Source organism: Pontibacter sp. LHS2, from assembly GCF_058932845.1.
In genome coordinates this window covers 464758-489765 of the sequence record NZ_JBZYWG010000003.1, presented here as the reverse complement: position 1 = coordinate 489765, position 25008 = coordinate 464758, and the positions used below count along the sequence as shown (strand labels likewise).

Below are 25008 nucleotides of genomic sequence, written 5' to 3'. Positions count from 1 at the left end.
GTCCTTCATGAGAAGACACGGCTGCGCCAGCCAAAGCGTGGCATCACAGGAGCCTGAAAGGTTATAGCAGGAAAGATTGCACCAGCACCGGGATGTCGCGGGCAATCGGGGGGGATTTATACAGCGCGTAGGTAGACGCTTGTTCTGCTTCAGGAGCAAATAGCTGAAGTATAACCACTTTAAAAGCGGCTACAAATTTCAGGTCTAAGGCTTTGGTAAGCAGCTGTGCGTTGGAATCTGAGGCGGCATCAGCTTGCTCCAGGTGGAGCGTGTGGTCATCGCAGCAGGCGGATGCAGAATCGTCTGAGCCAGGCACGTTATGGCAGGATGGCAGTTTTTGTTGCTGCTGTTCCATCGGGCAATCTGCCTTGGCTCCGAAAAAGGAAAGATCCTCTAACTCACCCTCACACAAATGCATGCCCACCGAGATGCCGGTCGAAGAGACAAGCACCACGAAGGTCAGGACAAGTAGGATCAGGTGACGGATCAGCTTCATAGTGTGACTTAAACTTTTGCAAAGATAAAGCATATGTAACAGAGTTTGTTACATAAATAGCGGAATGTTTTATAAATTCTTTGCGAAACAACCCATCAGGCGTATGATGGTGCCAACGGATCACAATTTAAATAAGAACCAGTGTGAGGTTTCAAAAAACAGAAAAATGCTTAGCTTCTCCCTTTTGTTTAATACTGCTTGAAGATTATGTACTCTACTGTGTGTTGTATCTCTATGATACGTTGGTAGATGGAATCCTTCTGGCTTATTGTGGGAAAACTCATTCCGACTGAAACCAAACCTTTAACAACCATCCTGTAAAACTTGCAGCACTCAGCTTAAATTGCATAACAGCCTGGGAAGGACGAAGATACAATTTCCCGGAGTGCAGAATCTTTCTTGGAGGCATACAGTGCGGATGATCAGGCAGAACCTGTTCCGGGCCTTCATCCACAATCTAATAGGCATTTCCATCAGGGCTGGGGTACTCACCCGCTACAAGGCTTCCTGCTAAATCCGATGGTAGTAGGAGTAGCCATGATATTGAGGTCTGCGTCAGTGATGACCAACAGTTTGCAGCTAAAGGCGCAGAAAATATAGAGGTGCAAGATAAATATGTTAAAAATAAGAAGGATTGTGTAACAGACCACCCTCAGGCAGGTGCTGTTTTTGTAGTGATAAAAATAAAGTAAGAAAGCTAGCTATACAAAAGGATGAAGCAGCTACAGTTTAAATCCAATATCAATTGCGGAGGCTGTGTTTCAAAAATAACCCCTGTGCTCAAAGACAACGAGTGGAGCGTGGATAATAAAGTGTTAACCGTGAAAACGGATTCTCTCTGCCAGTCAAATCATTGTTACGGTAGAGGAGGCCGGTTTTAAGGCACAAGCTCTTTAGTGTTGTAGTCCAGAAGTGGACCAAAGAAAAACAATGCCAGCGATCGTAAGTATTAGAGACAACTCTTGTAATGAACATGAGATTGTAAGTAACGCTAACATTCAAGAAGAAGCTACTTATGCAGTAGCTTCTTCTTGAATGTTATAAAGACAACACTACGGTTTAAGTTTTAAAGCTCACCGGTAAAGACTACAACACAAACAGTAAACTACACCATGGTGGCTGCAGGTATATGCCTTATCTTTGTCCCAAGAATGGGCAATGCCAGGCTCAGCCTGGAGATTTATGACAGTTGTGAACGGTTGATTGGAGTCTATTGTCGAGTTCTTTCCCTATAAATTGTGAATAGCTTTTTAACCATATTGTTTAGTATCCTCTACGTCACGGCTTCCAGCGGGGCGGCCTTCCAATTGCAGTTCTGCAAGGGGCAAGTGGTAGATGTCAACGTATGGTCGGAGAAAGAAAGCTGTGCCACAGAGTGCCCTACTGGCAAGCCTGAGAAAGAATGCTGTAAGTATTCCCAGCAGCAGCTGAAGGCCGACAGCCAGCACGACGACTTAGTTACAAGTATTTCAAAGCCTGTTTATCTGGCTGCTATTCTCTCGTATCCAACACAGGATGTTCCCTCTTCCGTATCATCGATAGTAGTAGAGTACCCCAAAAGCAACGGACCACCTCTGGCAGGTAAGGTTGCACTCTACATCAAAAACTGCGTTTTCAGAATTTAGATCATTCCCCTTCTTAAACCAAAGCCTCGATTCTGCAGGCTTAGCCATTACCGATACACTTTGAAAGCTACCATAGCTTAAAAACCTGTGCCCATACTTGCTCTAGTTTGTGCACTAGGACTATCGTTAATGGCCATTAACCGGCTGCTCTTCTCATGCCCATGTGTGCCAGGGTGAAGCAGTAAATCCAACCTTATTTTTTTAACCAATGCGAGTAGAACGTATGACGCTCTTACTCTGCCTCCTGCTGTCCGTTCCGGCGTTTTCCCAGACGCTGACGCTGCAGGATGCAGTCGATAGGGCATTGAATAACTATGGCTCGATAAAAGCCAAAGAAAAATACCAGCAAGCATCAGAGGCAACCGTCCAGGAGCGGAAAAAGGATTACCTGCCCGATGTCAGGCTCTCGGGCCAGCAAAGCTACGGAACAATAAATGGCCAGCATGGTCCCTTATATGGGTTTGGTGGACTAGGCGTTGCTTCCACCGCGCTGCCGCTCCCCGAGCAGGATTGGAACGCCGCCTTCGGCGCGCTATACCTGGCAAACGTCAACTGGGATTTCTTCAGTTTCGGGCGGGTAAAAAGCTCAATCAAAGTAGCGCAGTCTGAAGCGGCTGTAAGCCAGCAGGCGTTGGAACAGGAGCAGTTTGAGCATCAAGTGAAAGTAGCTGCTGCTTACCTCAACCTGCTCACGGCCCAAAGGATAGCCTATACCAAAGCGGAGAACCTCAAGCGGGCGCAGGTATTTAAATCCACTGCGGCTGTATTAGCCAGGAGCGGATTGATCGCAGGCGTCGATTCTTCCCTGGCCAACGCGGAAGTCTCCAATGCCCGGATTGAGCAGCTGAAAGCACGGGATATGGAACTGGAAAAGTCCAAAACCCTGGCTGTGCTGATGGGCGTGCCTTATGCCGAGTTTACGCTGGATTCGACGTTCGTTACTAGCATTCCTGTCGCACTACTCACAGAACCTTCTCCAGTTGAGGAAACGCATCCGGCGCTACAGTTCCAGTTAAGCCGCATCGCCAGGAGCGATGCCGAAGCAAAGCTGTACCGCAAAATGGCCTACCCGACCTTTTCCTTGTTCGGTATTGTGCAGGGCAGAGGCACCGGGTTCCAATCCATTTATCCGCAAGATCAGTCCGCCTTCTCAAGCAACTATTTCGACGGAGTTGGCATTGGTCGTGGCAATTACCTGGCCGGTGTCGGTTTGCACTGGAACCTGACCTCCATCTCCCGCCTCAACTCCAGAATCAAGTCACAGGAGCTGCGGTCCCAGGCCCTGAAGGACGAATATGAGGTGGCTTACCAGGAACTGGAGGCACAGGCCAGGCTGGCTGATGCCAAGATAGCCAATGCCCTGGAAAGTTACCGGGAGGCACCGGTGCAGGTAAAAGCCGCTTCTGACGCTTACCGACAGCACACTGCCCTCTATAAGAATGGCCTGACAACTATTGTAGACGTGACACAATCCCTCTACACGCTTAGCCGGGCAGAGGCAGAAAACGAGATTGCCTATGCCAATGTCTGGCAGTCTCTTTTGCTGAAAGCTGCCGCTACCGGTGATTTTAATCTTTTCATGGACGAAGTTAAAGCTGAATAAGAAATGAATTTAATACGAAGCGCCTTACGTAAACCCATCTCCGTGCTGGTGATGGTGGTGGGCCTGCTTTTCTTCGGGGTACAGGCTACCCGCGATGTGAAAGTGGACCTGCTGCCGGAAATGAAGATGCCTGTGGTTTACATCGCCCATTCCTTTTATGGGTATACGCCCAAACAGATGGAGTCCTACTTCACAAAAATGTACGTGAACATGCTCCTGTTCACCAACGGCATCAAGGACATCCAATCAAAGAACTCGCAGGGCCTGACCCTGATGAAGGTTACCTTTCATGAGAATACGAACATGGCCTCTGCCGTTGCCGAGATAAATGCCCTCTCCAACAGGTCGCAGGTGTTCCTGCCGCCGGGTGCGCCGCCGCCCTTCATCATCCGTTTCGATGCCTCTTCGCAGCCGGTGGGGCAGCTGGTCTTCACCAGTCCGGTCAAGAACAACAACCAGTTGCAGGATGTGGCCAACTTTGCGGCCCGGCCATTTCTAATTTCTATCCCGGGTATCCAAACGGCACCGCCATTCGGAGGAAGCCCGCGCACGATAGAGATCAACATCGACCCGGAGCTGATCCGCGCCCATAACCTGACGCCTGACCAGATTGTGGAGGCGATCAGCAACAACAACATCACGGCTCCTTCAGGCAACGCCACCATCGGCGACATCAACTACCTGACCCCGACTAACAATGTCATCAAGACACTGGAGGAGTTTGGCGAGATCCCGTTGTTTAAGGGCAGCGTGGAGAACCTATACTTGCGGGATGTGGCTACCATCAAGGACGGCGCCGATATCACGACGAGCTACGCCCTTATCAATGGGGAGCGGTCCGTGTACATCAACATCGCCAAATCCGGGGATGCCTCCACCTGGGAGGTGGTGAAGAACCTAAAGCAAAAGCTTCCTGAGATTCAGAGGAACCTGCCCGAGGATGTAAAGATATCCTATGAGTTTGACCAGTCGGTTTATGTGATCAACGCCGTGAAGAGCCTGATAACGGAAGGGGTGCTGGGAGCCGTACTCACGGGCCTGATGGTGCTGCTGTTCCTGGGAGACCGTCGGGCAGCCCTTATCGTAGTCCTGACCATTCCGATTTCCATTATCTCAGGGGTGCTGTTTCTGAAGCTCTTCGGGCAGACCATCAACATCATGTCGTTGAGCGGATTGGCGCTGGCTGTTGGTATTCTGGTGGACGAGAGTACGGTAACGATTGAAAACATTCACCGGCACCTGGCCATGCGCAAAACCAAGGCCCAGGCCATCTGGGAAGCCTGTAAGGAGATCGCTTTCCCGAAGCTGATGATTCTATTGGTTATATTGGCTGTGTTCGCGCCTGCGTTCATGATGGCCGGTATACCGGGTGCGCTGTTTAAGCCTTTGGCCCTGGCAATTGGTTTCTCCATGATCATCTCGTTCCTGCTCTCCCAGACCTTTGTGCCTGTCATGGCTAACTGGCTGATGAAAGGACATAACCATGATGCAGAAGCTAAAAAAGAAGGCAGGTTTGAGAGGTTCCGCGATGGCTTTACGAACTTCCTGAACCGAATCCTGCCGCACCGCAAACCTATCGTCGCAGCTTACCTGGTAATTGCCTCCGGCTTGGTCGTGCTGTTTTTCGCCAATATAGGGAGCGATGTACTGCCAGCCGTTAATTCGAGCCAGTTCCAGATCCGGCTTCGCGCTCCGGATGGCACGCGCATTGACCGGACAGAAGACAGGGTAAAAACAGTGTTAAGTGAGATTGAGGGAATCGTAGGAAAAGAGAAGGTTGCCATATCGTCCGTGTTCATCGGGCAGCACCCCTCTACCTTTGCCGTGAGCCCGATTTACCTCTATAACTCCGGCCCGCACGAAGCCCTGATGCAAGTGGCGTTGAATGACTTTAATGGCAACATAGCAGATGTGAAGGATCAGATACGCGGCCGTATCAAGGAGGTGATGCCGGATGTAAGACTCTCCTTTGAACCCATTGAGCTGATTGACAAAGTGCTGAGCCAGGGATCGCCCACACCGATAGAGGTTCGCTTTTCGGGGATGAATAAGATGCAGAACGCCATGTATGCGAAGAAGCTGCTCGCTAAGCTCAACGAAATCGATTACCTGCGTGACCAGCAAATCGCACAGTCTCAAAAGTACCCGACGCTCAATATTGAGATTGACCGCCAGCGGGCAGCGCAGCTTGGCGTGGATGTGCGTGATATTTCCAGGTCGCTCATCGCCTCAACGGCATCGTCGCGGTATACCAGCAAAAACATGTGGATCGATAACGGCATGATGGGTATCGCCTATGACGTGCAGGTACAGACGCCGCTCAACAAGATGAACAGCAAGGAGGACCTGGAGAACATTCCGGTGCTGAAAAATTCCTCGCGACCTGTTCTGAGTGATGTGGCTACCATTACGCCTGACACAACCTATGGCGAAAGCGCCAACCTGGGCACGATGGGTTTTATTACGGTGACGGCCAACCTGCACAAAATGGACCTGGGCACGGCTACCAAAGACGTGCAGGCGGCCATCGCAGCGCTGGGAGAACTGCCGAGGGGTCTGACGGTAAGCCTGATCGGGACATCCAACGTCCTGACGGAAACGACCAACAGCCTGCAGAACGGCTTGCTCGTCGCGATTGTGGTCGTGTTCCTGCTACTGGCGGCCAACTTCCAGTCCCTCAAAGTGCCTTTGGTTATCCTGACGAGTGTGCCTACCGTGCTATTCGGGGCGCTGGGGCTTCTGCTGCTGACAGGCTCTACGCTTAACCTGCAGTCCTACATGGGGATCATCATGTCCATTGGGGTTTCCCTGGCGAATGCCCTGCTGCTGGTGAGTAATGCGGAAGAGCTTCGCAAGTCTAACGGCGGAGATGCCCTGGCAGCAGCGAAAGAAGCCGCTTTCCTACGCTTAAGGCCCATCATCATGACCAGCCTGGCCATGGTGGCCGGTATGCTGCCGATAGCCATCGGGTATGGAGAAGGCGGTGACCTGATAGCTCCACTGGGCAGAGCAGTTATCGGAGGGCTTGTCGCTTCCACTTTTGCGGTGCTGATTTTCCTTCCATTGGTTTTTGCCTGGGTACAGGGGAACTCTTCAACAGATTCCGTGTCGCTGGATCCGGAGGATGAAGAGAGCAAGCAGTATGTGCTTCAAACGGTTTAGTTTCTAACTCACAGATTTTAAGAAAATGAAAAATATTCGGTTTATTTCATCCCTTGCGTTCTACAGCACTTCCTTGGTGCTGTTGATCAGCAGCTGTACGCCCACAGAGGTAGCAGAGAAAAAGTCAGAGGAGCCCATGATGGCTCCCAAGATGGAAACCTTCGCGGTGACAAAAGATAAATTGACAACTACCCTGTCGGTGCCGGGAGAACTTGTTGCCAACCAGGAGGTAGATATCTATGCGAAGGTGAACAGTTTTGTAAAAGTTTTGAAGGTAGACATAGGCTCTGAAGTGAAAGCGGGAGAAGTACTGATGATACTGGAAGCACCCGAGATCAGCTCCCAGCTAGCCGCTGCCAGATCCAAAATAAAATCTTTAGAGGCCAACTATATTGCCACCAGGGCAAGCTATGACCGGATAGTGGAGGCAAGTAAAACAGAAGGCGCCGTTGCCCAGGACGCACTCGACCAGATCACGGCCCGGAAAAATTCGGACCTGGCACAGCTGGAAGCTGCCAAAGCTTCGCTGGAGGAGGTGAAGGTGATGGCGGGATATTTGGAACTGCGTGCGCCGTTCAGTGGCGTCATCACTGCCCGCCATGTGGATGTGGGCGCTTATGTGGGGCCATCCGGCAAGGGGTCAGCACTGCCCTTGGTTACGCTGCAGGAGCAAAAAAAACTACGCCTGATCGTATCAGTTCCCGAAGCCCATCTGCCATACCTAAATACTACAAATCCGGTAAGCTTTACTGTTAGGTCGCAACCACAAGCCTCCTATAGCGGCGTAATCAAACGGCAGGCGGGAGCCCTAGATGCCAAGCTGCGCTCAGAGCGTATAGAGTTGGATATCCCAAACCCTGACAGAACGCTGTTGCCGAGAATGGTAGCCGATGTAAAGATTCTACTTTCACTCAAGGATAGCACATTTGTTGTTCCTGAAATGGCACTCGTTGACTCTGATGAAGGCATTTACGTGCTGAAGGTGGTGTCAAACAAAGTGACAAGATTGCCTGTGCGAAGAGGCCGGAAATTCGATGGGAAAGTTGAAGTATTCGGCGAATTGAAAACTGGAGACAGTCTGATCAGCAAAGCAACCCCGCAAATAGAGGAAGGTGCTGTTGTGATGAATTGAGAAGTCAAGGTATAGCGTCTGACTATCTTGTTTTTGCTGTGCCCTGGCGCTTCAAAAAATTGGTTAATGTTTAGTTTGTGTTGATATGGGGCTCCTTTTGGGAGCCCTATATTTTTGATCCTCGAGTACGGACAATTTCTTAAAGCTCTTGTGTAACCTATTAAGGTACTCAATCAAGCCAGAGGATGGTAATGGTAGTTGTTACTGATTCCGGGTTTGCATGACACTGGTTTTATCCTATCCTCGTTTTCTCATTCAAAGAAGATTATCAGGCTATAGTGTCAAGTGGGCAATGCCTGTGATTTTTTCCTTTGTCAGGTGTTACCATCTCTCGGATGGTAGAATTTGTGGTCGAAGAGCACAGAAGTCCAGTCAATTGGACTTTTTGTGCCGTAAGGTAGGTAGAACGTGTTCGTATCTTTGTAGAGCGATATAATTAATGAAACAGCGATCATGGGTCAGCGAAATTCCCTCCTGTATAGCATTTTAACTGTGAAATGCCCCAGGTGCCGGGAAGACAGTGTGTTTCCGAAGGGAACCTTGTACACTACTAAGTTTGCAGAGATGCACAAAACATGCCCTTGTTGCGGACAGGTTTTTGAACCGGAAGTAGGCTATTACTACGGGACGATGTATGTAAGCTTTGCCTTCAACGTAGCAATATTTTTAGTATCCTTGTTTTTGCTCTATCAGTTTGTAGAAGAGGTGACCATGGCGATGATGATCGGGATTGTGCTGGTGACGGTGGTGGCATTACTGCCAGTTATTTTCCGTCTGTCCCGGGTGGTGTGGATCAATATATTTATCAGGTATGAGGGCCCTTGCAGCGAGATCTCTAGGAAGACATACTCATAGGATTTGCTTATTCAAATATTCACGATTTTAAACTATAATGGACCTTGTTCATAGTGAGTGAACAAGGTCCATAACAGGGGGTGTAGTCTCTTCCCACGGTAACACCCAACACGAATTACATGATCAAGTTATGCATGGAAACTCTGTCCACCTAACCCTCTGTGATATACTTACTACGCGTCTTTCTTATGTCTACATCCATACCGGTATATGATATTTGCTCACTCTCTTCGAATAAACCAGAGCAGCATGATATTTTGGTAAGCAGGCTAAGCCATTACCTTGTAACCCATCCAAATTTAAAATTTCCTCATCGCCATTCCTTCTATCACCTGGTGCTCTTTACCAAGGGAGAGGGAACCTACGAGATAGACTTTGTAAAATGCACAGTTTCGCCCTCGCAAATGTATTTTATGGTGCCGGGGCAGGTGCATTCCTGGGACCTTACGGGAGATACTGATGGCTATATCATAAACTTCTCCAGTAGTTTTTTCCACTCTTTTTTACTCTCGCCGGAGTACCTCAAACAGTTTTCTTTCCTATCAGGTATAGTGGATGGGTCCATTATTACTCTGCCTGAAAATCTCCGGCAGGAAATCACCGCTGTGTTTGAGTCAATTATAGAGGAAGCACAGCTAAAGCACCGTGTCAACAGGGACATGATACGGGTTCTGCTGCTGCAGATTTTCCTTACTATAAACAAGCATCTGGGCAGTAGGCCAGAACAGAAGGTGACCGGCTCCAAAGTAATCCTTATTCGGAATTTTCAGAACCTGGTGGAGCAACATTTTCACCGCCTCAGGCTTCCCAGAGACTATGCGACTTTGCTTTACATTACTCCTAACCACTTGAACGCCTTAAGTAAAGACATTCTGGGTAAACCCGCAGGTGAAGTGATAAGGGAGAGGGTGCTGCTGGAGGCAAAGCGGCGGCTGATCGATTTTGATCTTACCATCTCTGAGGTAGCCTTCCAACTCGGGTTTAATGACAATTCATACTTTACGAAGTTCTTTAAAAAGTATGGAGGGATTACGCCTGAGGAGTTCAGGGAAAAGCACAGCTAAACAGCACTTGAGCGAGATTTATTACTTGTGGTCTTTTACTAAAAAGTTTCCCTCAGCAACTTTAAAGGCTTTATGTAGACCAGGTAACCAGCATTTTTTGTAAGGAAGACTGACAATCCTGTGAAATCACACAGGACGTACCCATTTTTTCATTTGATTTGGTCGGCAATGGTAATATAGCCTGCGTACTGGGCGTCAACGGCTGTCAGCACGATCGTTTCCACGATACCCTCCAGGCTTTGGTCATAGGCGATGTTGAACTTCCGGAGCAGCTTGCTGTTGCCTGCCTGCCAAAACCGTCTCACCTTTCATTTTGGGGCCAAAAGCCTAAATACTAACTCTTTTGTAATTACTGTTTAAAACAGATAATTTGTGCTGACTTCAAAAAGGACAGTGTAGAATAATCCTTTGTTTGTGTACCCCCCTCTAAGCCTGTTAACTTGCTCAGGTGAGTAAACAAGGCAATGATAGTCGAAATCTGGTCTTGCAGCCCTGCCAGTAGAGCCTGTTATTGTACAATTGAAAAGTTGTGAAGAAAGTCAGTTAATAGATGCCGCCAAGTATCAAATCGTGTTACAGTGCCGTCAGGGCGAGCCGGGTTTGCTTTGATGGGCACATGAGCGAACCGGTTATGAAAATGTGCCCCAGGCTGTGTTTGGACACTATTGTCATGGCCAAAGCCTGCACGTGTACCGTAATTACGAGGCGGTGGCTGCTTTAGATGTATACCAATAATAGGGATACACAGTAGATGCTGAAGGTTTGGCACATGCTTGCAGGTTGTTTGCATTGACAAGTATGGATAGCTGAGTCTCTATATTAAGACGCGCTGCTTCTGTATGCGATACGTACTTCAATTTAAGAATATGCAGAGATTGCTCACCAAGTGGGGTAATAATGGTAATGGCGTAGTGAAGATTTGATCCTCAGAATAAAGAACGTAATGATACCTAAAGATTTGACCAGAGATATTAAGAACAGATTGAAGGGCTTGAGTGGCCACATTGATGGAATTGTTAGGATGATGGATGAGGATAGATCACCCAAAGACATACTCCTGCAGATGAAGTCGGTGGAGAGTGGACTACAGAAGGCGCACCATTTGTTGCTGGATGAGGTATACCGGAAGACATTGGCGATCCAAATCGTGAATGCACGGAATTCCTGCCCGGGCGATTGCGGCAATGAAGAGAAGATTGAGGCACTCCGGAAGGAGTTCCCGGGGCTTGAACTGGAGGAGCTGGTAAGTAAGATAGAGGAAATAGAAAAGCTCACCCAATGGCTCCAGGAATACCTCAAGGCAGGCAACAAAGGTTAACTAATTGGGCGCAGGGAAGGTGGCTTTTGTTCTTTATTCTTGTTGCCTAAACCTAAATCTGCTCTGTGAAAACCTCCGCGCATTATTGAAGGTGAAATTTAGTCAGAGCATGCAAAGCTCCATACGCTTGCTTTGCGCCCTCGCCGATGGCCTGATCACGCTGTTCATCTATAATGCTGACAACCTGCAACTATGCCAGCAGGACCTGCGAGAAGATTGAGCTGGCGGAGGATGCTTCTTGCCCTTTCGATAAGTGCCTAACTACAATAGTCCCGGTATAGCTCCTCTATACTTGAGCTGGTGGGGCTACAGCCATCTATATGCCTGTTTTTCCCAGAGTTCAAAACTGGCCTTGCCCCGTTTCTGTAGGTAAGTCTGTTTCCCCTGGTTGCTTTCCTATAAATTTCTCTCTTCCAGAACAGGTAAAGAAAGTGAAGCCCGTCTGCGTACTCTAGTTGCTTCTACAAAGTAGGTTTGGTTTCTCCTTTCTTTTTATTCTTCTTCCTTCCCAAGAAAATTTTAAAATTCTTTTTGTCTACCCCCCTCTCCACGGTTGTACCTTTCCTACACTAGAGAAAGCAAGAATTATATTTTATCGATTTAACCATGAGGGCGACTATAAGAAATGGAGGGTTCCTCTTCCTGATATGTTGGAGCATCCTGTTTCTGAAAACTGAGGCAAACGCGCAATCACATGAAAAGAAAAAAACAGACAAAATGGAGAAGACAGAGGAAAATATGACAAGCCTTCACCTGAGAGTGGAGGGAATGAGCTGCCAGGCAGGATGCGCCGATGGCATTGACAGGATGCTAAAGCAGCAGGAGGGAATCGTGAAAAGTAAGACCACCTTCAATGTGAGCACTTCTGACATCGTGTTTGATAAAAGGAAAATCTCAGCAGAACAGATCGTCCGTCTCATTGAGGCAAGGGGCTTCAGCACGAAGAAAGACTAAGCGTAGAGCCCATCATGGGAACAGGGAACCTGGCAAACAAAATGCTTCACACAGTGCTGCAATGACCTGCCTTCTTTAAGGCAAAGGATCTTAATGGACATTACTTTAGACGTTTAAATCAAAGAATATGGCAACGGAAACAGTTCAGATGAAAGTCTCCGGACTTATGTGCTCGTTCTGCACCATGAGTGTAGAGACAGCCTTGAAGCGTTATCCAGGCATAAAGAGCGTGATGGTGAACCTAGTGCATGGCATCGTGCTGGTGGAAGCCGATACAGCACAAATGAACCGAGAGCAGCTGGCAGAAGCCGTGGAGAAACTTGGTTATAGTGTTTCTGCCACAGAGGTACAGCAGTATAAGGCCGACGAGGACCTGTTTCAGGTGATCAAACAACGGGGAAGCATCGGAATGGCGCTTTCCATCGTGGATCTGCTGGTAGACCCGATCAATTTATTTAATCTGCCTGCCCAATACAGGGCCTGGTTCAGTTTTGGAGTAGCAGTTGTTGTGCTACTGTGGGTAGGTTATCCTATCCTGCGCAAGACACTCATGGCTATCAGCCAGCGGGTAATCAATGCCAATGTGCTACTGAGCGCCGGGGCATGGGGTTCCTTTATCATCGGTACGCTATCCCTGTTTAGTCCCAACTGGCCTAACTTCCTGCCAGTGGCAGCATGGCTCATGTCCCTGCATTTGTTCTTTGCCTACTTTAAGCTGAACACCCGCAAAAAAGCATCCGAGGCAGTCCGAAAGCTGTTGTCGCTGCAGCCTCCAAAGGCAAGGGTGCTGCGCGGAAACCAGTTTGTGGAAGTACTCACCAAAGATGTCACCGTTGATGAAGTGGTAGAAGTGCGTCCCGGCGAGCGAATACCTTTGGACGGAGAAATAGTCTCAGGTACTGCCAGCGTAGATGAGTCCAGCTTCACCGGGGAGTCTGTTCCTGTAACTAAAGAAAAAGGAAGCACGGTAATCGGGGGTACGCTGAATCTAGACGGTGCCCTACAGATAAGGGTGGTTAAAACTGGGGAAGATAGCTTCCTGAGTCAGATTGTCAGGCTGATGAGCACGATAGCGGAGCGCAAACCTCCTATCGAGCTGCTTGCGGATCGCCTGATGAACTATTACGGCCCTGTTGTTTTCATTGTGGCTGGCCTTGCTTTCGCGGCATGGGCTGTTTTTACAGGCGACTTCACGCAGGCAACGCTGGCGCTGATCACGACCATTATCATGGGCTACCCTTGTGCCTTAGGTGTTACAACACCAATGCTTGCCGCCATCGCAGGTGGCAAGGGTATCTCTATAGGCCTGCTGGTAAAAGCTAGTGAGGTGTTCCATGGACTCTCCATTGTAGATACGGTCGTCTTTGACAAAACAGGCACATTAACCTATGGCAAGCCCACTGTGACCGATGTGGAGACATTCGGTATTGAGCGAGGGGAGGTACTTTCTTTACTGGCAGCTGTAGAAAGCAAATCTGAGCACCCCATAGGGCAGGCCATTACTTTCTTCGCCCAGCGGGAAGGAGCTGCACTGCGGGACGTAGAAAACTTCAGATCTATAGCCGGTAAAGGAGTCAAAGCGACTTACCAGGGAGATGAAGTGCTGGCAGGGAAGCCCTCGTTTCTCCAGGAGAGTGGAGCAAAACTTACGGACCTCGCCATGGGCCGTATCGTCAGCCTGAGTGCCGAAGGTAAAACTGTGATAGGTATCACCCTTGGGGGGAGCGTAGCCGGCATTGTGGCGCTTCAGGACACGCCGCGGCAAGGGGCTGCTCAGGCAGTTGCCAAGCTAAACCAGAAAGGCATCCACACGGTCATGCTTACAGGAGATGGGCTCCCTGTGGCTCATGCTATAGCCCAGGGAATAGGAATACAGGAGGTGAAAGCAGAGCTGCTGCCGACCGATAAAGTAACCGCTATTGAGAACCTCCAGCAGAGAGGCAAAAAGGTAGCGATGGTGGGGGATGGCATCAACGATGCCCCTGCCTTGGCGCAGGCTGACGTAGGCATTGCCATTGCGGCTGGAACAGACGTGGCCATTGAATCTGCCGGGGTTATTTTGATCGGAGATAAGCTGATGGACGTGGTAAATGCTTTGATTTTAGGTAAGGCCAGTTACCGCACCATGACAGGGAACGTGGTGGTGGCCGTGCTCTTTAATGTGGCGGGCATGCTATTGGCAGCCCTTGGGTTCATCACACCACTCCTGGCCATCACGGTGATGATTGTCAGTATTTTCGCAATCCTGCTCAACACGCTTCGCATTCGCAGCATAAAGCTGGAGAGGACAGAAGAGATAACGACAGGCTCATTGGCAGAAGTTGAATTTAAAGTACCAGACATGGTCTGTGAAGGATGCGCCGGTGCCATCACGGCTACCCTGAAAGGGGTGCCTGGCGTACAGGAGGTAAAGCCGAAGGTCGCCCGGAAGCAGGTGCATGTCAGCTATGAGCCAGCAAAGGTGCAGCAGCAGCAACTCAAAGAAGCGATAGGCAATTCGGGGTTCACTGCCATAGAAGTTTAACAAATGAAGCAAATATGGAATGGCAGCCGCAGCATTGAGAAAAGCAGACGAGAGTACTTGTTGTGGGTGCTCTCAGCCGCTACCTTCATTATTTTTTTTCAGGCTTATATGGTTGCCCAGCTGATTCCTAAATTAGCGCTTCTCTTTAACGCTCCCCAGCAGCGAATAGGGTTGATAGTGCCCGCTTACCTGATTCCCTATGGTATTGCTACCCTTTTCTATGGTCTGTTATCCGACCGCATCGGTCCAATGCGGATTATTTTCCTTTCCCTGTTGGCCTTTGCTGTGCTAACCGGCCTGACAGCGGGCGCAAGCTCCGTCTCCGGACTAATCGTGTGGCGTTTATTGACCGGGCTGGTGGCTAGCGGGGTAATACCCATCGCCCTGGCTTTGACAGGACAGCTCTTTAGCTATGAAGAAAGAGGCCGGCCCTGGGGCTGGCTGTTCGGTGCCATGGCCGGAGGCAGTGCCTTTGGCTCAATCTTAGGTGTAACGTTGGAGCCAATTATGGGCTGGAAGGTCTTGTTTTTAGTAATAACCACCGTTGGATTTGTTTTATCGGGTCCTCTCTGGCTCGCATTTCAGCGAACCACTTTACCGGGAAAGGGCGGCTCTATTTCATTACCAATGGTATTAAGGGGTTACTATGGCCTTCTTTCGCAAGTCTGGGGACTTCGCACCTATGGCTTCCTATTTGGGAATGCGCTTTTTCAGGCAGCCCTGACTATCGCCTCTCTCAATCTCTTTAAATACGAGAAGAGAGTCTTAAAAATTGAGTTAGTAATAGAAGTTTAAAAAATATTCGGAGTAATTATCATGGAAACAACCCTCTATTTGTTGGTCGCAAAGATTATGAAAAAATCATTGATCCTATTTTCTGGAGCATTCATCTGCTTGGCTACGCAATCGTGTGGACAAGAGGCTGTCGATCATACTGCTCAAAAAGCAGTTAATAATTTATCTGTGAAGACAGTAACGATGCCAGTGGAGGGAATGTCCTGTGGCTCCTGTGTGTCAACCGTGAAAAAAACGGTGAGAGCACTCGACGGTGTACAAGGAGTAGAGGTAAGCCTCGAGAAGCGGGAGGCCACCATTACCTACAGTGATGATAAGATCACTCCGCAGCAGATTGGTAAAGCCATTTCGGACAAAGGGTATAAAACAGGAGAAGCAGTAGAAGTAAAGACACCACAATGACGCTCGAAGGTTTTTTTCAAAGTTTTGGCTCTAGCCTGTCAGAAGGTTCTATTCTGGCCATGGGAGTAGCTCTAATAGCGGGGATAGTAGCTAGCGCAGTCTGTCCCTGCACCCTTCCCGTTGGGTTAGGAATGGCTGGTTTGGTCAGCAGTAATTCACAAAATCAAGAAGGGCGTAGCGGACTGTGGATTGCGACTGCCTTTTTTGCTGGCATCGTCATTAATTTGACTTTATTGGGAGCATTAGCCGGTAGACTAGGCGCTATTCTTACAGAATCTTTTGGTCGTTACTGGGCGCTGGGGATGGCTGTCGTTTCTTTGATAGCTGCCATTTTGGCTTTTTATGGGCCGAGGCTACAGGTAACCCAATTAGCAGCCCTTCGGAAACCTGGTATCAGCGGCTCCTTTGTATACGGGTTTATATTTAGCCTGGGCACATCCGCTGCTCCTCTGTTGCTGTTGCTGTCCGTCGCTGCAGCCCAAGCTAGTCCTCTTTATGGGTTGCTGCTGGCTTTAGCCTTTGGGCTGGGCAGAGGGCTCCCTTTTTTAGTGGTTGGGGTTTTTGCTGGAGCCGTTTCCCGCCTGGCCCGGTTGACCTGGCTCCGGCGTAGCATTCAAGTTGTCAGCGGTTGCGCACTTCTTATTGTTAGTATATACTACACCAGGGTTTTTATAGACCTGCTGCCATAAAGCCAACTGATGATTTCAGGAGTGCAGGTCATCAGTTTGGTTTATCTTGTGCACCACCCGCGCACACTTCTGAGATACATTTTACAAGACGGAAAGTATTTCAAAAGCCATACTATAAAACTGCTAAAATATGAATCGTAAAATAGAGATTTTCACCGCCGGTTGGCCTTTGTGCGACCCAGTAGTAAAGATGGTTCAGGGGCTGACCTGTGACAGCTGCGAAGTCACCCTTTATGATATGATAAAGCTTTGTGATGATAATACCTGCTTAAACAAAGCCTAAGCATATGGAGTGGTACGCATTCCGGCAGTAGTTGTAAATGGGAAACTATTAAACCGTTGTGAAAGTGGTATTACCAGAGAAAATCTAATGGAAGCTGGTATAGGACAGGGACAGAAGGCGTAAAGTGTGAATCTTTAGGTGCCATAAACTCTGCCATCCTTGGGCAGGAGTTTTTATTAGGCTAGAGTGCCTTCTCCTTTTCTTGATGTATCTGAGGAGATCTTAAAATTAACATGCTTGCAGCCTGCTAAAAGCGACCACATGTACATAAGACGGCTGTCAGCTTCATCCGGGTTTACAATCCTCATATTTCTGTCAGTATTGGACGGGTAAGGAAGTAGGCAAGTCTTATTTAAATGCTTTTGTTCGATTCATCTGCCTTTCTTTATTACCTAAAAAGAAGACATAATTAAAGCATAGCATAAACTATTTGTATCTTCTTTATGTTAATCGTAATATTGCAATCAAACGATTAGAAATTATGGGATTGACGAAAACTGAAAACTACACGGAGGCGCAGAACAAGACTGCCCTCCTGCTCAAGGCGTTGGGGCATCCAGCGAGAGTCGCCATCATCGAACACCTGCTCAAAGCCAAAGCCTGCGTGTGCGGTGACATCGTGAGCGAACTACCCCTGGCGCAGGCAACGGTCTCGCAGCACCTGAAAGAGCTGAGGAACGCTGGCATCATCAAAGGCACGGTGGAGGGCAACGCTATCTGCTACTGCCTGGACGAAAACGCTTTCGCATACCTGAACGGCTACTTCGCTGCCCTGCTGGATGGCGTCAGAAGTCAGAACACTGCCTGTTGTTGAACGAGAGTAATAGTTAAGCTTACAATAGCATGAAACTGTCAGAAGTAAAGCACATCCTGCAAACAGCCGAAGCGGTGGACTTCGAGTTGGAAAACGGCACGAAAGTCCCAGCGCATTTCCACGTAACCGAGGTGGGCATGGTGACCACGCATTTCATTGATTGCGGTGGAACGGTGCGCACCGAGAAGGTGGCGAACTTCCAGCTATGGGATGCCAACGACTTTGACCACCGATTGAAGCCACAGAAACTGCTCAACATCATCGCCCTCTCGGAGAAAGCCTTGGGCATGGAGGACCTGGACATCGAAGTGGAATACCAAGGGGAAACTATTGGCAAGTACGACCTTGGCTATAACGGGAATAACTTCGTGCTGCTTTCCAAGACGACCAACTGTCTTGCCCCAGACAAGTGCGGCATCCCGAAAGAGAAACTCAGAATCAACCTCAGAGAGATGCAGTCTGGCAACGCCTGCACCCCAGGAGGTGGCTGCTGCTAAGTAGTCACCACGCCCTTATACCATCTACCCAAACCACTATAGACAATGAGTAAGATAGCACTCTTCAGTGACATCCACGCCAACCTGCCTGCCTTGGAGGCGTTCTTTGCAGATGTAGACAGCAGGAAGCCCGACTTCATCTACTGCCTCGGGGATTTGGTGGGCTACAACATCTGGGCAAACGAGGTGGTGGACGAAATCCGCAGGCGCAATATCCCGACCATTGCAGGCAACTACGACTTCGGCATCGGCAGGATGAGCAACGACTGCGGCTGCGCCTACAAAACGGACGAGGAAAAAACCAATGGCTCCGTTTCCATCTCCTTTACAAACGACATCATCAAGCCCGAGCAACGCCAGTACCTGCGGACGCTTCCTGCACATCTGAAAGTGGAGTACCAGTTGAACAACGACAAACTGAACCTATTGCTGGTGCATGGCAGCCCCAGGAAGATAAACGAGTACCTCTTCGAAGACCGAGACGAAAAGAGCCTGCTGCGCATCATGAAGGACGCTGATGCCGACATCCTGTGCTTCGGGCATACCCATAAGCCGTATCATCGCATACTGAACTCAGATGAGGATGGCAACAACCATTACCGACACGCCATCAACATCGGCTCTGTGGGCAAGCCCAAGGATGGCGACAACCGTGGGGGCTACGTGATGCTCACCATTGACGAAAACTCTTCCCTGCTGGATAAGGACAGTATCGAGGTGGAGTTCATCCGCTTCAAATATGACTACGAGAAGGCAGCCCGGGCTATTGAGGACTGCATCCTGCCCAATGCCTATGCTGAGAACCTGAGAAAAGGCTGCTAAAAGTAAAAGTTATGAGTGCTAACAACTGTACACCTGCCCACAATCGAAAGAAACTGAGTTTTCTTGACCGCTACCTGACCCTGTGGATATTCCTTGCCATGTTTCTGGGTGTGGGCATCGGCTACTTCCTGCCCGAGTCCTCCGGGTTCATTAATTCCTTTTCAAGCGGGACGACCAATGTGCCGCTGGCCATCGGCCTTATCCTGATGATGTACCCCCCGCTGGCGAAGGTGCGCTACGAGAAGATGGGGGAGGTGTTCCGTAACGTGAGGATTCTGAGCATCTCGCTGCTGCTCAACTGGGTCATCGGGCCGCTGCTGATGTTCTTTCTGGCGATACTCTTCTTTCATGACCAACCCGAGTACATGATAGGGCTGATACTGATAGGCATTGCCCGCTGTATTGCGATGGTGATGGTCTGGAACGAGCTGGCGGAGGGCAATAGGGAGTATGCCGCAGGGCTGGTGGCGCTTAACAGCGTCTTCCAGATTTTCTTCTACAGCGTGTATGCCTACCTGTTCATCTCGGTGCTGCCGCCTTATTTTGGCGTGGCCAGTTCCGAGATTAACATCACCATCGGCCAGATAGCCGAGAGCGTGCTGCTATACCTGGGCATCCCGTTCTTTGCTGGTGTAGTGAGCCGCTACGGGCTGATAAGGTGGAAAGGACTGGACTGGTTCAACAACAGGTATATCCCTTTCATCTCGCCCATCACGCTCATTGCGCTGCTGTTCACCATCGTGCTGATGTTTAGCCTGAAAGGGGAGCTAATCGTGCAAATACCGTTTGACGTGGTGAAAATCGCTATTCCGCTGGTGCTCTACTTCACCATCATGTTCGTGGTCAGCTTCATCCTCGGCAAGGTGATGGGCGCTGACTACTCCAAGAACACGGCCATCTCCTTCACCGCCACGGGCAATAACTTTGAATTAGCCATCGCTGTTGCCATCGGTGTGTTCGGCATCAATTCAGGTCAGGCGTTTGCTGGCGTGATTGGACCGCTGGTGGAAGTGCCTGCGCTGATACTGCTGGTGAACGTTGCCTTCTGGTTCAAACGGAGATGGTACAGCAAGGAGAAGGAACCTGTCACTTCATAGATACTGCATGAAATCGTTTATACAGGGGCTGTTCAGGTGTTTGAGCAGCCCCTGTTGTTTTGTTGAGGTATTTTCTCTCACATCTGAATCACGCCTCGAAATACAATTACTCTAAATTCAAATATGGGCATCATTCGCGTATAGGTTGAAGCGTCATGATAGTTGAGACTTTCACGGTGCACAGATACAGCTTCTGAATTTCAGTTTTAACGTTTTACGCCTTCTCTGTGTTGACATCCTAATAATGGAGGCATAAGGTTATGGAGTGAACAAACCTCAAAAGCTGATTCCATCAATCAGTGAAGTAGACAAATAAGGAGGGTTAGCCTCATAGGCATGCACTTGGTAGTCAAGACCAGAAGTGTCTAACGGTTGCTACGCAAGACGTTGTTAAATTAGTGGAATATAACTAGTATGCGATCGGTAAGAGTATTCAACATGCGCCTTATGAGAAAAGGTGCCTACCATTTACTACCGCTGTCAATGTTTTAATCCTTCAGATATGATATAAAAAGTAGCTTACCAAGTATACAGGAGGCATAGGTAGTACTTACCTAGAGTTAAGTCCGAATTTTTATAGCGATGATTTGGAAGATAAAGTGTATCATGAGAAGCCACCTAAGAATGGACTTTGCACTGACAGCCTTTCATGTAATTCGCTTAGAAGGATAAGCTATACCTAGGCAGGTGTTATCACTGCAATCATATTAAAGCCTCATAATGTAGACCGCACTACTTCCAGCTTATTGCCTAACCCCAAGTTAGGCATGAACGTTGATATATACTGAGAGAAGTGTTAAACTACACTTTAAACTTGTATCTTTAAGTTATGAAAAGCAGATTAAAAGCAGATAAAAGAAGTGCAGCCGGGAAGGAAACAGCCTACGTTACGAAACGTGTTTTGGTGCGGGCTGCCAGTCCTGCAGTGAAGAAAGCGTCCAGAAAGGCTATGGAAGTTGCAGGCTACGTGGTGAAAGCAGAAAACGGGTGGGTAGTGCGCGTAGACCAGGATGGTACTAAAAAAAGAATCAGCAAGATCAGAAATATAACACGCCCTAAACAAATTGTCCTCGACTAACTCAAAACTTAGGTTGAGAGTCTTTGCCGGCCCTAACGGCTCTGGCAAAAGCACGATCATTAACGCTGTAAGAGCCTATAAAGTCAGCCAGATTCCGGTTGACTTTGGCATTTATATAAATGCCGATGACATTGCCAAAGCACTACAGGAGGACCGCTTCTCTTTTGACCCATACCGCATCGAGGTCGCTGATGAGGAGTTCTCCCAGATAGCGGTATCATCTGGCCTTATTCACGAGCTGTTCGATCAATCCCAATTTGCAGCCTGTTACAGGCTTACTGATAATAGAATTGAGCTTGTTGCACCCGAAACCAACGAGCAGCTGGCACAGATCATCGCTGATTTCCTGAGGAAAAAGCTGTTGCTGGAGAGGAAAAAGTTCTCCTTCGAAACCGTGTTCTCTCACCCTTCCAAGCTTGACATTATGCGAGAGGCGGCGGCGGCAGGCTACAAGGTTTATCTGTACTTTGTATCCACCGAATCACCCGAAATTAATAAATTTAGGGTGCATGTGAGAACCCAGCAGGGAGGGCATGATGTTCCTGAAGATAAGATAGAGCAAAGATATTACCGCTCGCTTGGCCTTTTGTTCGAGGCTGCCCAGTTAGCCTACCAGGTTTATTTTTTCGATAACTCCAGGGACGGAGAGGGCTTTCAGCTCTTTGCGCACTTTAAGAAGAATGCAAAGGGAGAAAAGGACTGGGACGAACTCAATCCTGATACAGTTCCAAACTGGTTCCTGGAATACTACTCAAACAAGGTCTCAGAAAGCAGATAATCGAAATTAAAAGGTCTCTCTGAAGTCATCCATAGCACTTTTTAGCCGTGTCACCTCCGCCTGTAAAATGGCTATCTCAACGTCTGACCCTTCGCTAATCCTTCTATTCTCTGATTTTTCAAGTTCAAAATTAGCTATCTCCGCTTCAAGTATTTGCCTTGCTCTCTCTTGTAACTGAGCTTTAAGGTTCAGGATTTTGTGATTGACCAGCAAAATGCTCTTTTGGCTAGCTTCTACCTGATCAGTATAGGTCAGTACATCCTGATTTTGCTCTACCAAGAGATATAAGCTACTCCTGGTAAAGACTTCCAGCAGGTTTGTTTCAGAAAGCACAAGCCGAAGCTCAGCGCCCTCGAAAAGAGTTCCTACAGCTGATTTTGGAATGTGCCTGACTTTAGCATAATGGGGCCTTATCAGCTGAAAGTATTCATCTGCACCAGGGAGAATATGGTAATTTACTCCAGCAATTGTTGTCAATTCCAGTGCAGGAAGGTCAGCTTGCTTCTTGAGCCAGTAACTTTTCTCAATGCCTGCCCGCGCAAAGCTTGCCTCTAACTCTTTGCTATCCTCCAGAAACTCTGCACGCAGTGTGTGCACCATTTCATAATGGCCGTATTCAAAGTTCCCGTGGAAAGGATTTGTGCGGCTTTTACCAGCTATGAAGTCATAGGCTTTATCGGCAAAAGCCACAAGATCCTCTAGGATCTGCATCCTGTTCTCTATGCTTTCCTGTAAACGTTGTCCTTTCCTCTCCGCACTATCTTTGTCCTGTTGTAGCCCATAGAGCTTATGGGTTAATTCTGACAGGTTTTCTTTTAACTCGGTAAAAGCCGCTAATTTTCTTTTCTCTTCAGCCTTTCTTTGCTCCAGGATCCTGGCCTCTGCAGCCCGGCGTTTTTCGGCTTCAATCTTGTGCTCCCTTTCAAGGAGATCTCTTCTGTTTCTTTCCTGTGCAACGGCCTGCTCCACCTCCCTCTTTTGCTTCTTCGCATCGTGGAAGTATACTTTATAGCGATCGACATCAAAGGTTAAATCAGAAAGGGTAACATAGGCCATTTCCCAGGTATCCTTTATCTCAAGCTCCTGCCGGTAATACTTCTTGTAGTAGCACTTCAGCACCAGATCGTTCTCAAGATCTGATTTCCAGCTGCATTCCTCGTCGAAAACATATGCATTATGATGGTTGGTAAAGATTACATCATTATAGGTTAGCTTTCTGATATCATCATCGAGGCTGAACTTATGAAACACCCAGAGAATATAGCTGCCCTCTTCCTGATAGAAATGCTGCCTGCCGGTAATCACACTCAGCCAGGTGGTGGAAAGCTGCAACTCAATAGCCACACGCTTGTCCCTGAAAGAGGCATTGATGTCAGGCTTACGCCACTCCTTTTCAATGAGCTTACTTTTAACAACCTTTTCTATCTCAACAGAGGATACCCCCTTATTAGAGAGTCTATTTTTGTTCAGGTAGGCAGCGATCTGTTCCTTGAGGTGAATGTGCAGCGCGCTCTCCTTAGCACCATTGTATTTGATGCGGTCAACCTCCTCCCGTGTGTATGCATTGTTGGTTTTTATATGGCAGGCTGCGCTGTCTTTCAGGTGGGCGAAGTGAAAGCTATCCTTTTTGCGTTTTCCGCTATTGAAATTGCCGCCTCTGATCCTGATCAGCTGCTTGCAGTAATAGCAGACAAACATCGGTTCCCGGTAACCTTGAATGGCTTTCTGTAACTCTGAGCGGTACTCTGTGATTTCATCTAAAGGCTTTTTGAAAAACGTGTAAGCGTTCACTTGCTCTCCTGTTTCATAATTCAGGACATCTTCAATGGTCAGTTTTCCTACTTGTTTCATAAGCCTCAGTTGATGAGGGAATATAACATAAAATTTATGAAGTTGTGTTAAATCCTCTAGTGCTGAAAATAGTGGCAATACTGTTACCATCTGCGGTTGTACCATTGAGTAACATTTGCAAGTATTTAAGTACTTGCTTAAATACTTATCATTTATTAAATTTGCTTGACAGAAATTGCTATGGAAGAAGAGAAGTTATGTATTCGGGTTTACACCAATAAAGAAAGACTGCAACTATGCTCTGATCGGCTGGAGACTGCAGCCGGTATGATACAGACCCTGAGCCAGGTCTTTAGCCTGGCAGGGAGTGAGACAAGGCTTAAGCTTCTATACCTGTTGGAGCAGGAGGAATCGCTGTGCGTCTGTGATCTAAGCGACGTGCTGCAAATGACCATGCCCGCTGTCTCGCAGCACCTGCGCAAGCTTAAGGATGCTAACATCATCCAAAGTAAGAAGGTAGGGCAGACCGTGTTCTATTCCCTAAAGCAGGAGCACCAGGAAGTAATAAAGCCCCTGTTGGAGCTTATCAGTAGGGAAATAGAAATAAAAACAAACTAAGTGATATGAGAAATACTTCATCTAAGCTTGCGGGTAGCAGCATAGTGGCTGCATTTACGGCCTCTCTTTGCTGCATCACACCGCTGCTGGCCGTAATGGTAGGTGCCACAGGGGTTGCTTCTTCTTTTGACTGGGTTGAACCACTCAGGCCGTATCTGATAGGCATTACCATCGCAGTCCTGGGCTTGGCGTGGTATCAACGTCTGAAACCGGGCAGGTCAGCCTCTAGCTGCGACTGTGAGCAAAATGATAAGTTCTCATTCTGGAAGTCGAACAGGGTGTTGCTATTGGTTAGTTGCCTTGCGTTGCTTCTGCTTACCTTTCCAAATTATGCAGGTGTTTTCTATGGGAAAACAATTCCGATAGCTAATAGTGCCGAAGGCGACAATAAGCAGACAATAGAACTGAAAGTGGAGGGAATGACCTGCGCGGGCTGTGAGGCGCTTGTGAGCCAGGTGATAGGCGAGGTGCCGGGAGTCTTTCATGTGAGTACTTCCTACAAGGCTGGAAGCACCACCATCTCCTACGACAGCACAAGGGTGAAGCCCTTGGATATCCTACAGGCGGCTAAAAAGACGGGCTATACAGTGGAGGTAGCTAAGAAGAAGTAA

General features: G+C 48.4%; 23 protein-coding genes. 20 read left to right on the top strand and 3 right to left on the bottom strand.

What is annotated here, in order from left to right; translation table 11 throughout:
- Nucleotides 1-61: 61 nt before the first annotated feature.
- Entirely contained in the window at nt 62-496 is a 435-nt protein-coding gene (locus AC5FX6_RS15375; protein WP_196114274.1) for an HYC_CC_PP family protein, read from the bottom strand.
- Nucleotides 497-1734: 1238 nt separating this feature from the next.
- Here AC5FX6_RS15375 and AC5FX6_RS15370 point away from each other — a divergent pair.
- The 6 genes from AC5FX6_RS15370 (at nt 1735) to AC5FX6_RS15345 (ending at nt 9937) form a co-directional block, all read left to right on the top strand.
- Nucleotides 1735-2121, top strand: a complete 387-nt coding sequence (locus tag AC5FX6_RS15370) for an HYC_CC_PP family protein (protein ID WP_493597890.1) — start codon at nt 1735-1737, stop codon at nt 2119-2121.
- A gap of 208 nt (nt 2122-2329) precedes the next feature.
- Entirely contained in the window at nt 2330-3724 is a 1395-nt protein-coding gene (locus AC5FX6_RS15365) for a TolC family protein (RefSeq protein WP_196114276.1), read from the top strand.
- Nucleotides 3725-3727: 3 nt separating this feature from the next.
- Nucleotides 3728-6886, top strand: a complete 3159-nt coding sequence (locus AC5FX6_RS15360) for an efflux RND transporter permease subunit (RefSeq protein WP_196114277.1) — start codon at nt 3728-3730, stop codon at nt 6884-6886.
- Between the two features lie 25 nt (nt 6887-6911).
- Entirely contained in the window at nt 6912-8018 is a 1107-nt protein-coding gene (locus AC5FX6_RS15355) for an efflux RND transporter periplasmic adaptor subunit (RefSeq protein ID WP_196114278.1), read from the top strand.
- 564 nt (nt 8019-8582) lie between these two features.
- Nucleotides 8583-8873 carry a DUF983 domain-containing protein gene (locus AC5FX6_RS15350; protein ID WP_230391910.1) on the top strand — a complete coding sequence of 97 codons (291 nt, stop codon included), beginning with the start codon at nt 8583-8585 and terminating at the stop codon, nt 8871-8873.
- 188 nt (nt 8874-9061) lie between these two features.
- Entirely contained in the window at nt 9062-9937 is an 876-nt protein-coding gene (locus AC5FX6_RS15345; protein WP_196114280.1) for an AraC family transcriptional regulator, read from the top strand.
- Nucleotides 9938-10086: 149 nt separating this feature from the next.
- On the opposite strand, the gene AC5FX6_RS15340 is transcribed toward AC5FX6_RS15345, so the two are convergent.
- Nucleotides 10087-10242 carry a hypothetical protein gene (locus AC5FX6_RS15340; RefSeq protein WP_196114281.1) on the bottom strand — a complete coding sequence of 52 codons (156 nt, stop codon included), beginning with the start codon at nt 10240-10242 and terminating at the stop codon, nt 10087-10089.
- 653 nt (nt 10243-10895) lie between these two features.
- On the opposite strand from AC5FX6_RS15340, the gene AC5FX6_RS15335 reads away from it, so the two are divergent.
- From AC5FX6_RS15335 to AC5FX6_RS15280, 12 genes are all read left to right on the top strand, one after another.
- The gene (locus tag AC5FX6_RS15335; RefSeq protein ID WP_230391911.1) at nt 10896-11255 is read left to right on the top strand and encodes a metal-sensitive transcriptional regulator; all 360 of its coding nucleotides are present in this window, start codon (nt 10896-10898) and stop codon (nt 11253-11255) included.
- 717 nt (nt 11256-11972) lie between these two features.
- Complete coding sequence (locus tag AC5FX6_RS15330) at nt 11973-12209, top strand: heavy-metal-associated domain-containing protein (RefSeq protein ID WP_196114283.1); 237 nt, start codon at nt 11973-11975, stop codon at nt 12207-12209.
- 127 nt (nt 12210-12336) lie between these two features.
- Nucleotides 12337-14733 (top strand): heavy metal translocating P-type ATPase, encoded by a 2397-nt coding sequence (locus AC5FX6_RS15325; protein ID WP_196114284.1) that lies wholly within the window; start codon nt 12337-12339, stop codon nt 14731-14733.
- A 3-nt stretch (nt 14734-14736) separates the two neighbouring features.
- Nucleotides 14737-15528, top strand: a complete 792-nt coding sequence (locus AC5FX6_RS15320) for an MFS transporter (RefSeq protein ID WP_196114285.1) — start codon at nt 14737-14739, stop codon at nt 15526-15528.
- Between the two features lie 168 nt (nt 15529-15696).
- Nucleotides 15697-15930: a heavy-metal-associated domain-containing protein gene (locus AC5FX6_RS15315; protein WP_196114286.1), complete on the top strand. Its 234-nt coding sequence runs from the start codon at nt 15697-15699 to the stop codon at nt 15928-15930.
- Nucleotides 15927-16619, top strand: coding sequence for a cytochrome c biogenesis protein CcdA (locus AC5FX6_RS15310; protein ID WP_196114287.1), 693 nt, complete (start codon nt 15927-15929; stop codon nt 16617-16619). The genes AC5FX6_RS15315 and AC5FX6_RS15310 overlap by 4 nt, the downstream gene beginning before the upstream one ends.
- Nucleotides 16620-17383: 764 nt before the next feature.
- Nucleotides 17384-17716, top strand: coding sequence for an ArsR/SmtB family transcription factor (locus tag AC5FX6_RS15305; RefSeq protein ID WP_196114288.1), 333 nt, complete (start codon nt 17384-17386; stop codon nt 17714-17716).
- A gap of 29 nt (nt 17717-17745) precedes the next feature.
- Nucleotides 17746-18213, top strand: coding sequence for a DUF6428 family protein (locus AC5FX6_RS15300; RefSeq protein WP_196114289.1), 468 nt, complete (start codon nt 17746-17748; stop codon nt 18211-18213).
- A gap of 45 nt (nt 18214-18258) precedes the next feature.
- Entirely contained in the window at nt 18259-19035 is a 777-nt protein-coding gene (locus tag AC5FX6_RS15295; RefSeq protein WP_196114290.1) for a metallophosphoesterase family protein, read from the top strand.
- Between the two features lie 11 nt (nt 19036-19046).
- A complete protein-coding gene (gene arsB, locus AC5FX6_RS15290; protein WP_493597889.1) occupies nt 19047-20132 on the top strand; it encodes an ACR3 family arsenite efflux transporter in 1086 nt (361 codons plus the stop codon).
- Between the two features lie 829 nt (nt 20133-20961).
- Nucleotides 20962-21210 carry a hypothetical protein gene (locus tag AC5FX6_RS15285; RefSeq protein ID WP_188501719.1) on the top strand — a complete coding sequence of 83 codons (249 nt, stop codon included), beginning with the start codon at nt 20962-20964 and terminating at the stop codon, nt 21208-21210.
- A 13-nt stretch (nt 21211-21223) separates the two neighbouring features.
- Nucleotides 21224-21988, top strand: coding sequence for an ATPase (locus tag AC5FX6_RS15280; RefSeq protein WP_196114292.1), 765 nt, complete (start codon nt 21224-21226; stop codon nt 21986-21988).
- A 6-nt stretch (nt 21989-21994) separates the two neighbouring features.
- Here AC5FX6_RS15280 and AC5FX6_RS15275 read toward each other — a convergent pair whose 3' ends face one another.
- Nucleotides 21995-23944 carry a DUF6035 family protein gene (locus AC5FX6_RS15275; RefSeq protein ID WP_493597888.1) on the bottom strand — a complete coding sequence of 650 codons (1950 nt, stop codon included), beginning with the start codon at nt 23942-23944 and terminating at the stop codon, nt 21995-21997.
- A gap of 75 nt (nt 23945-24019) precedes the next feature.
- On the opposite strand from AC5FX6_RS15275, the gene AC5FX6_RS15270 reads away from it, so the two are divergent.
- Both AC5FX6_RS15270 and merTP read left to right on the top strand, forming a co-directional pair.
- Entirely contained in the window at nt 24020-24397 is a 378-nt protein-coding gene (locus AC5FX6_RS15270; RefSeq protein WP_188501722.1) for an ArsR/SmtB family transcription factor, read from the top strand.
- Nucleotides 24398-24402: 5 nt separating this feature from the next.
- Entirely contained in the window at nt 24403-25008 is a 606-nt protein-coding gene (merTP, locus tag AC5FX6_RS15265) for a mercuric transport protein MerTP (RefSeq protein WP_188501723.1), read from the top strand.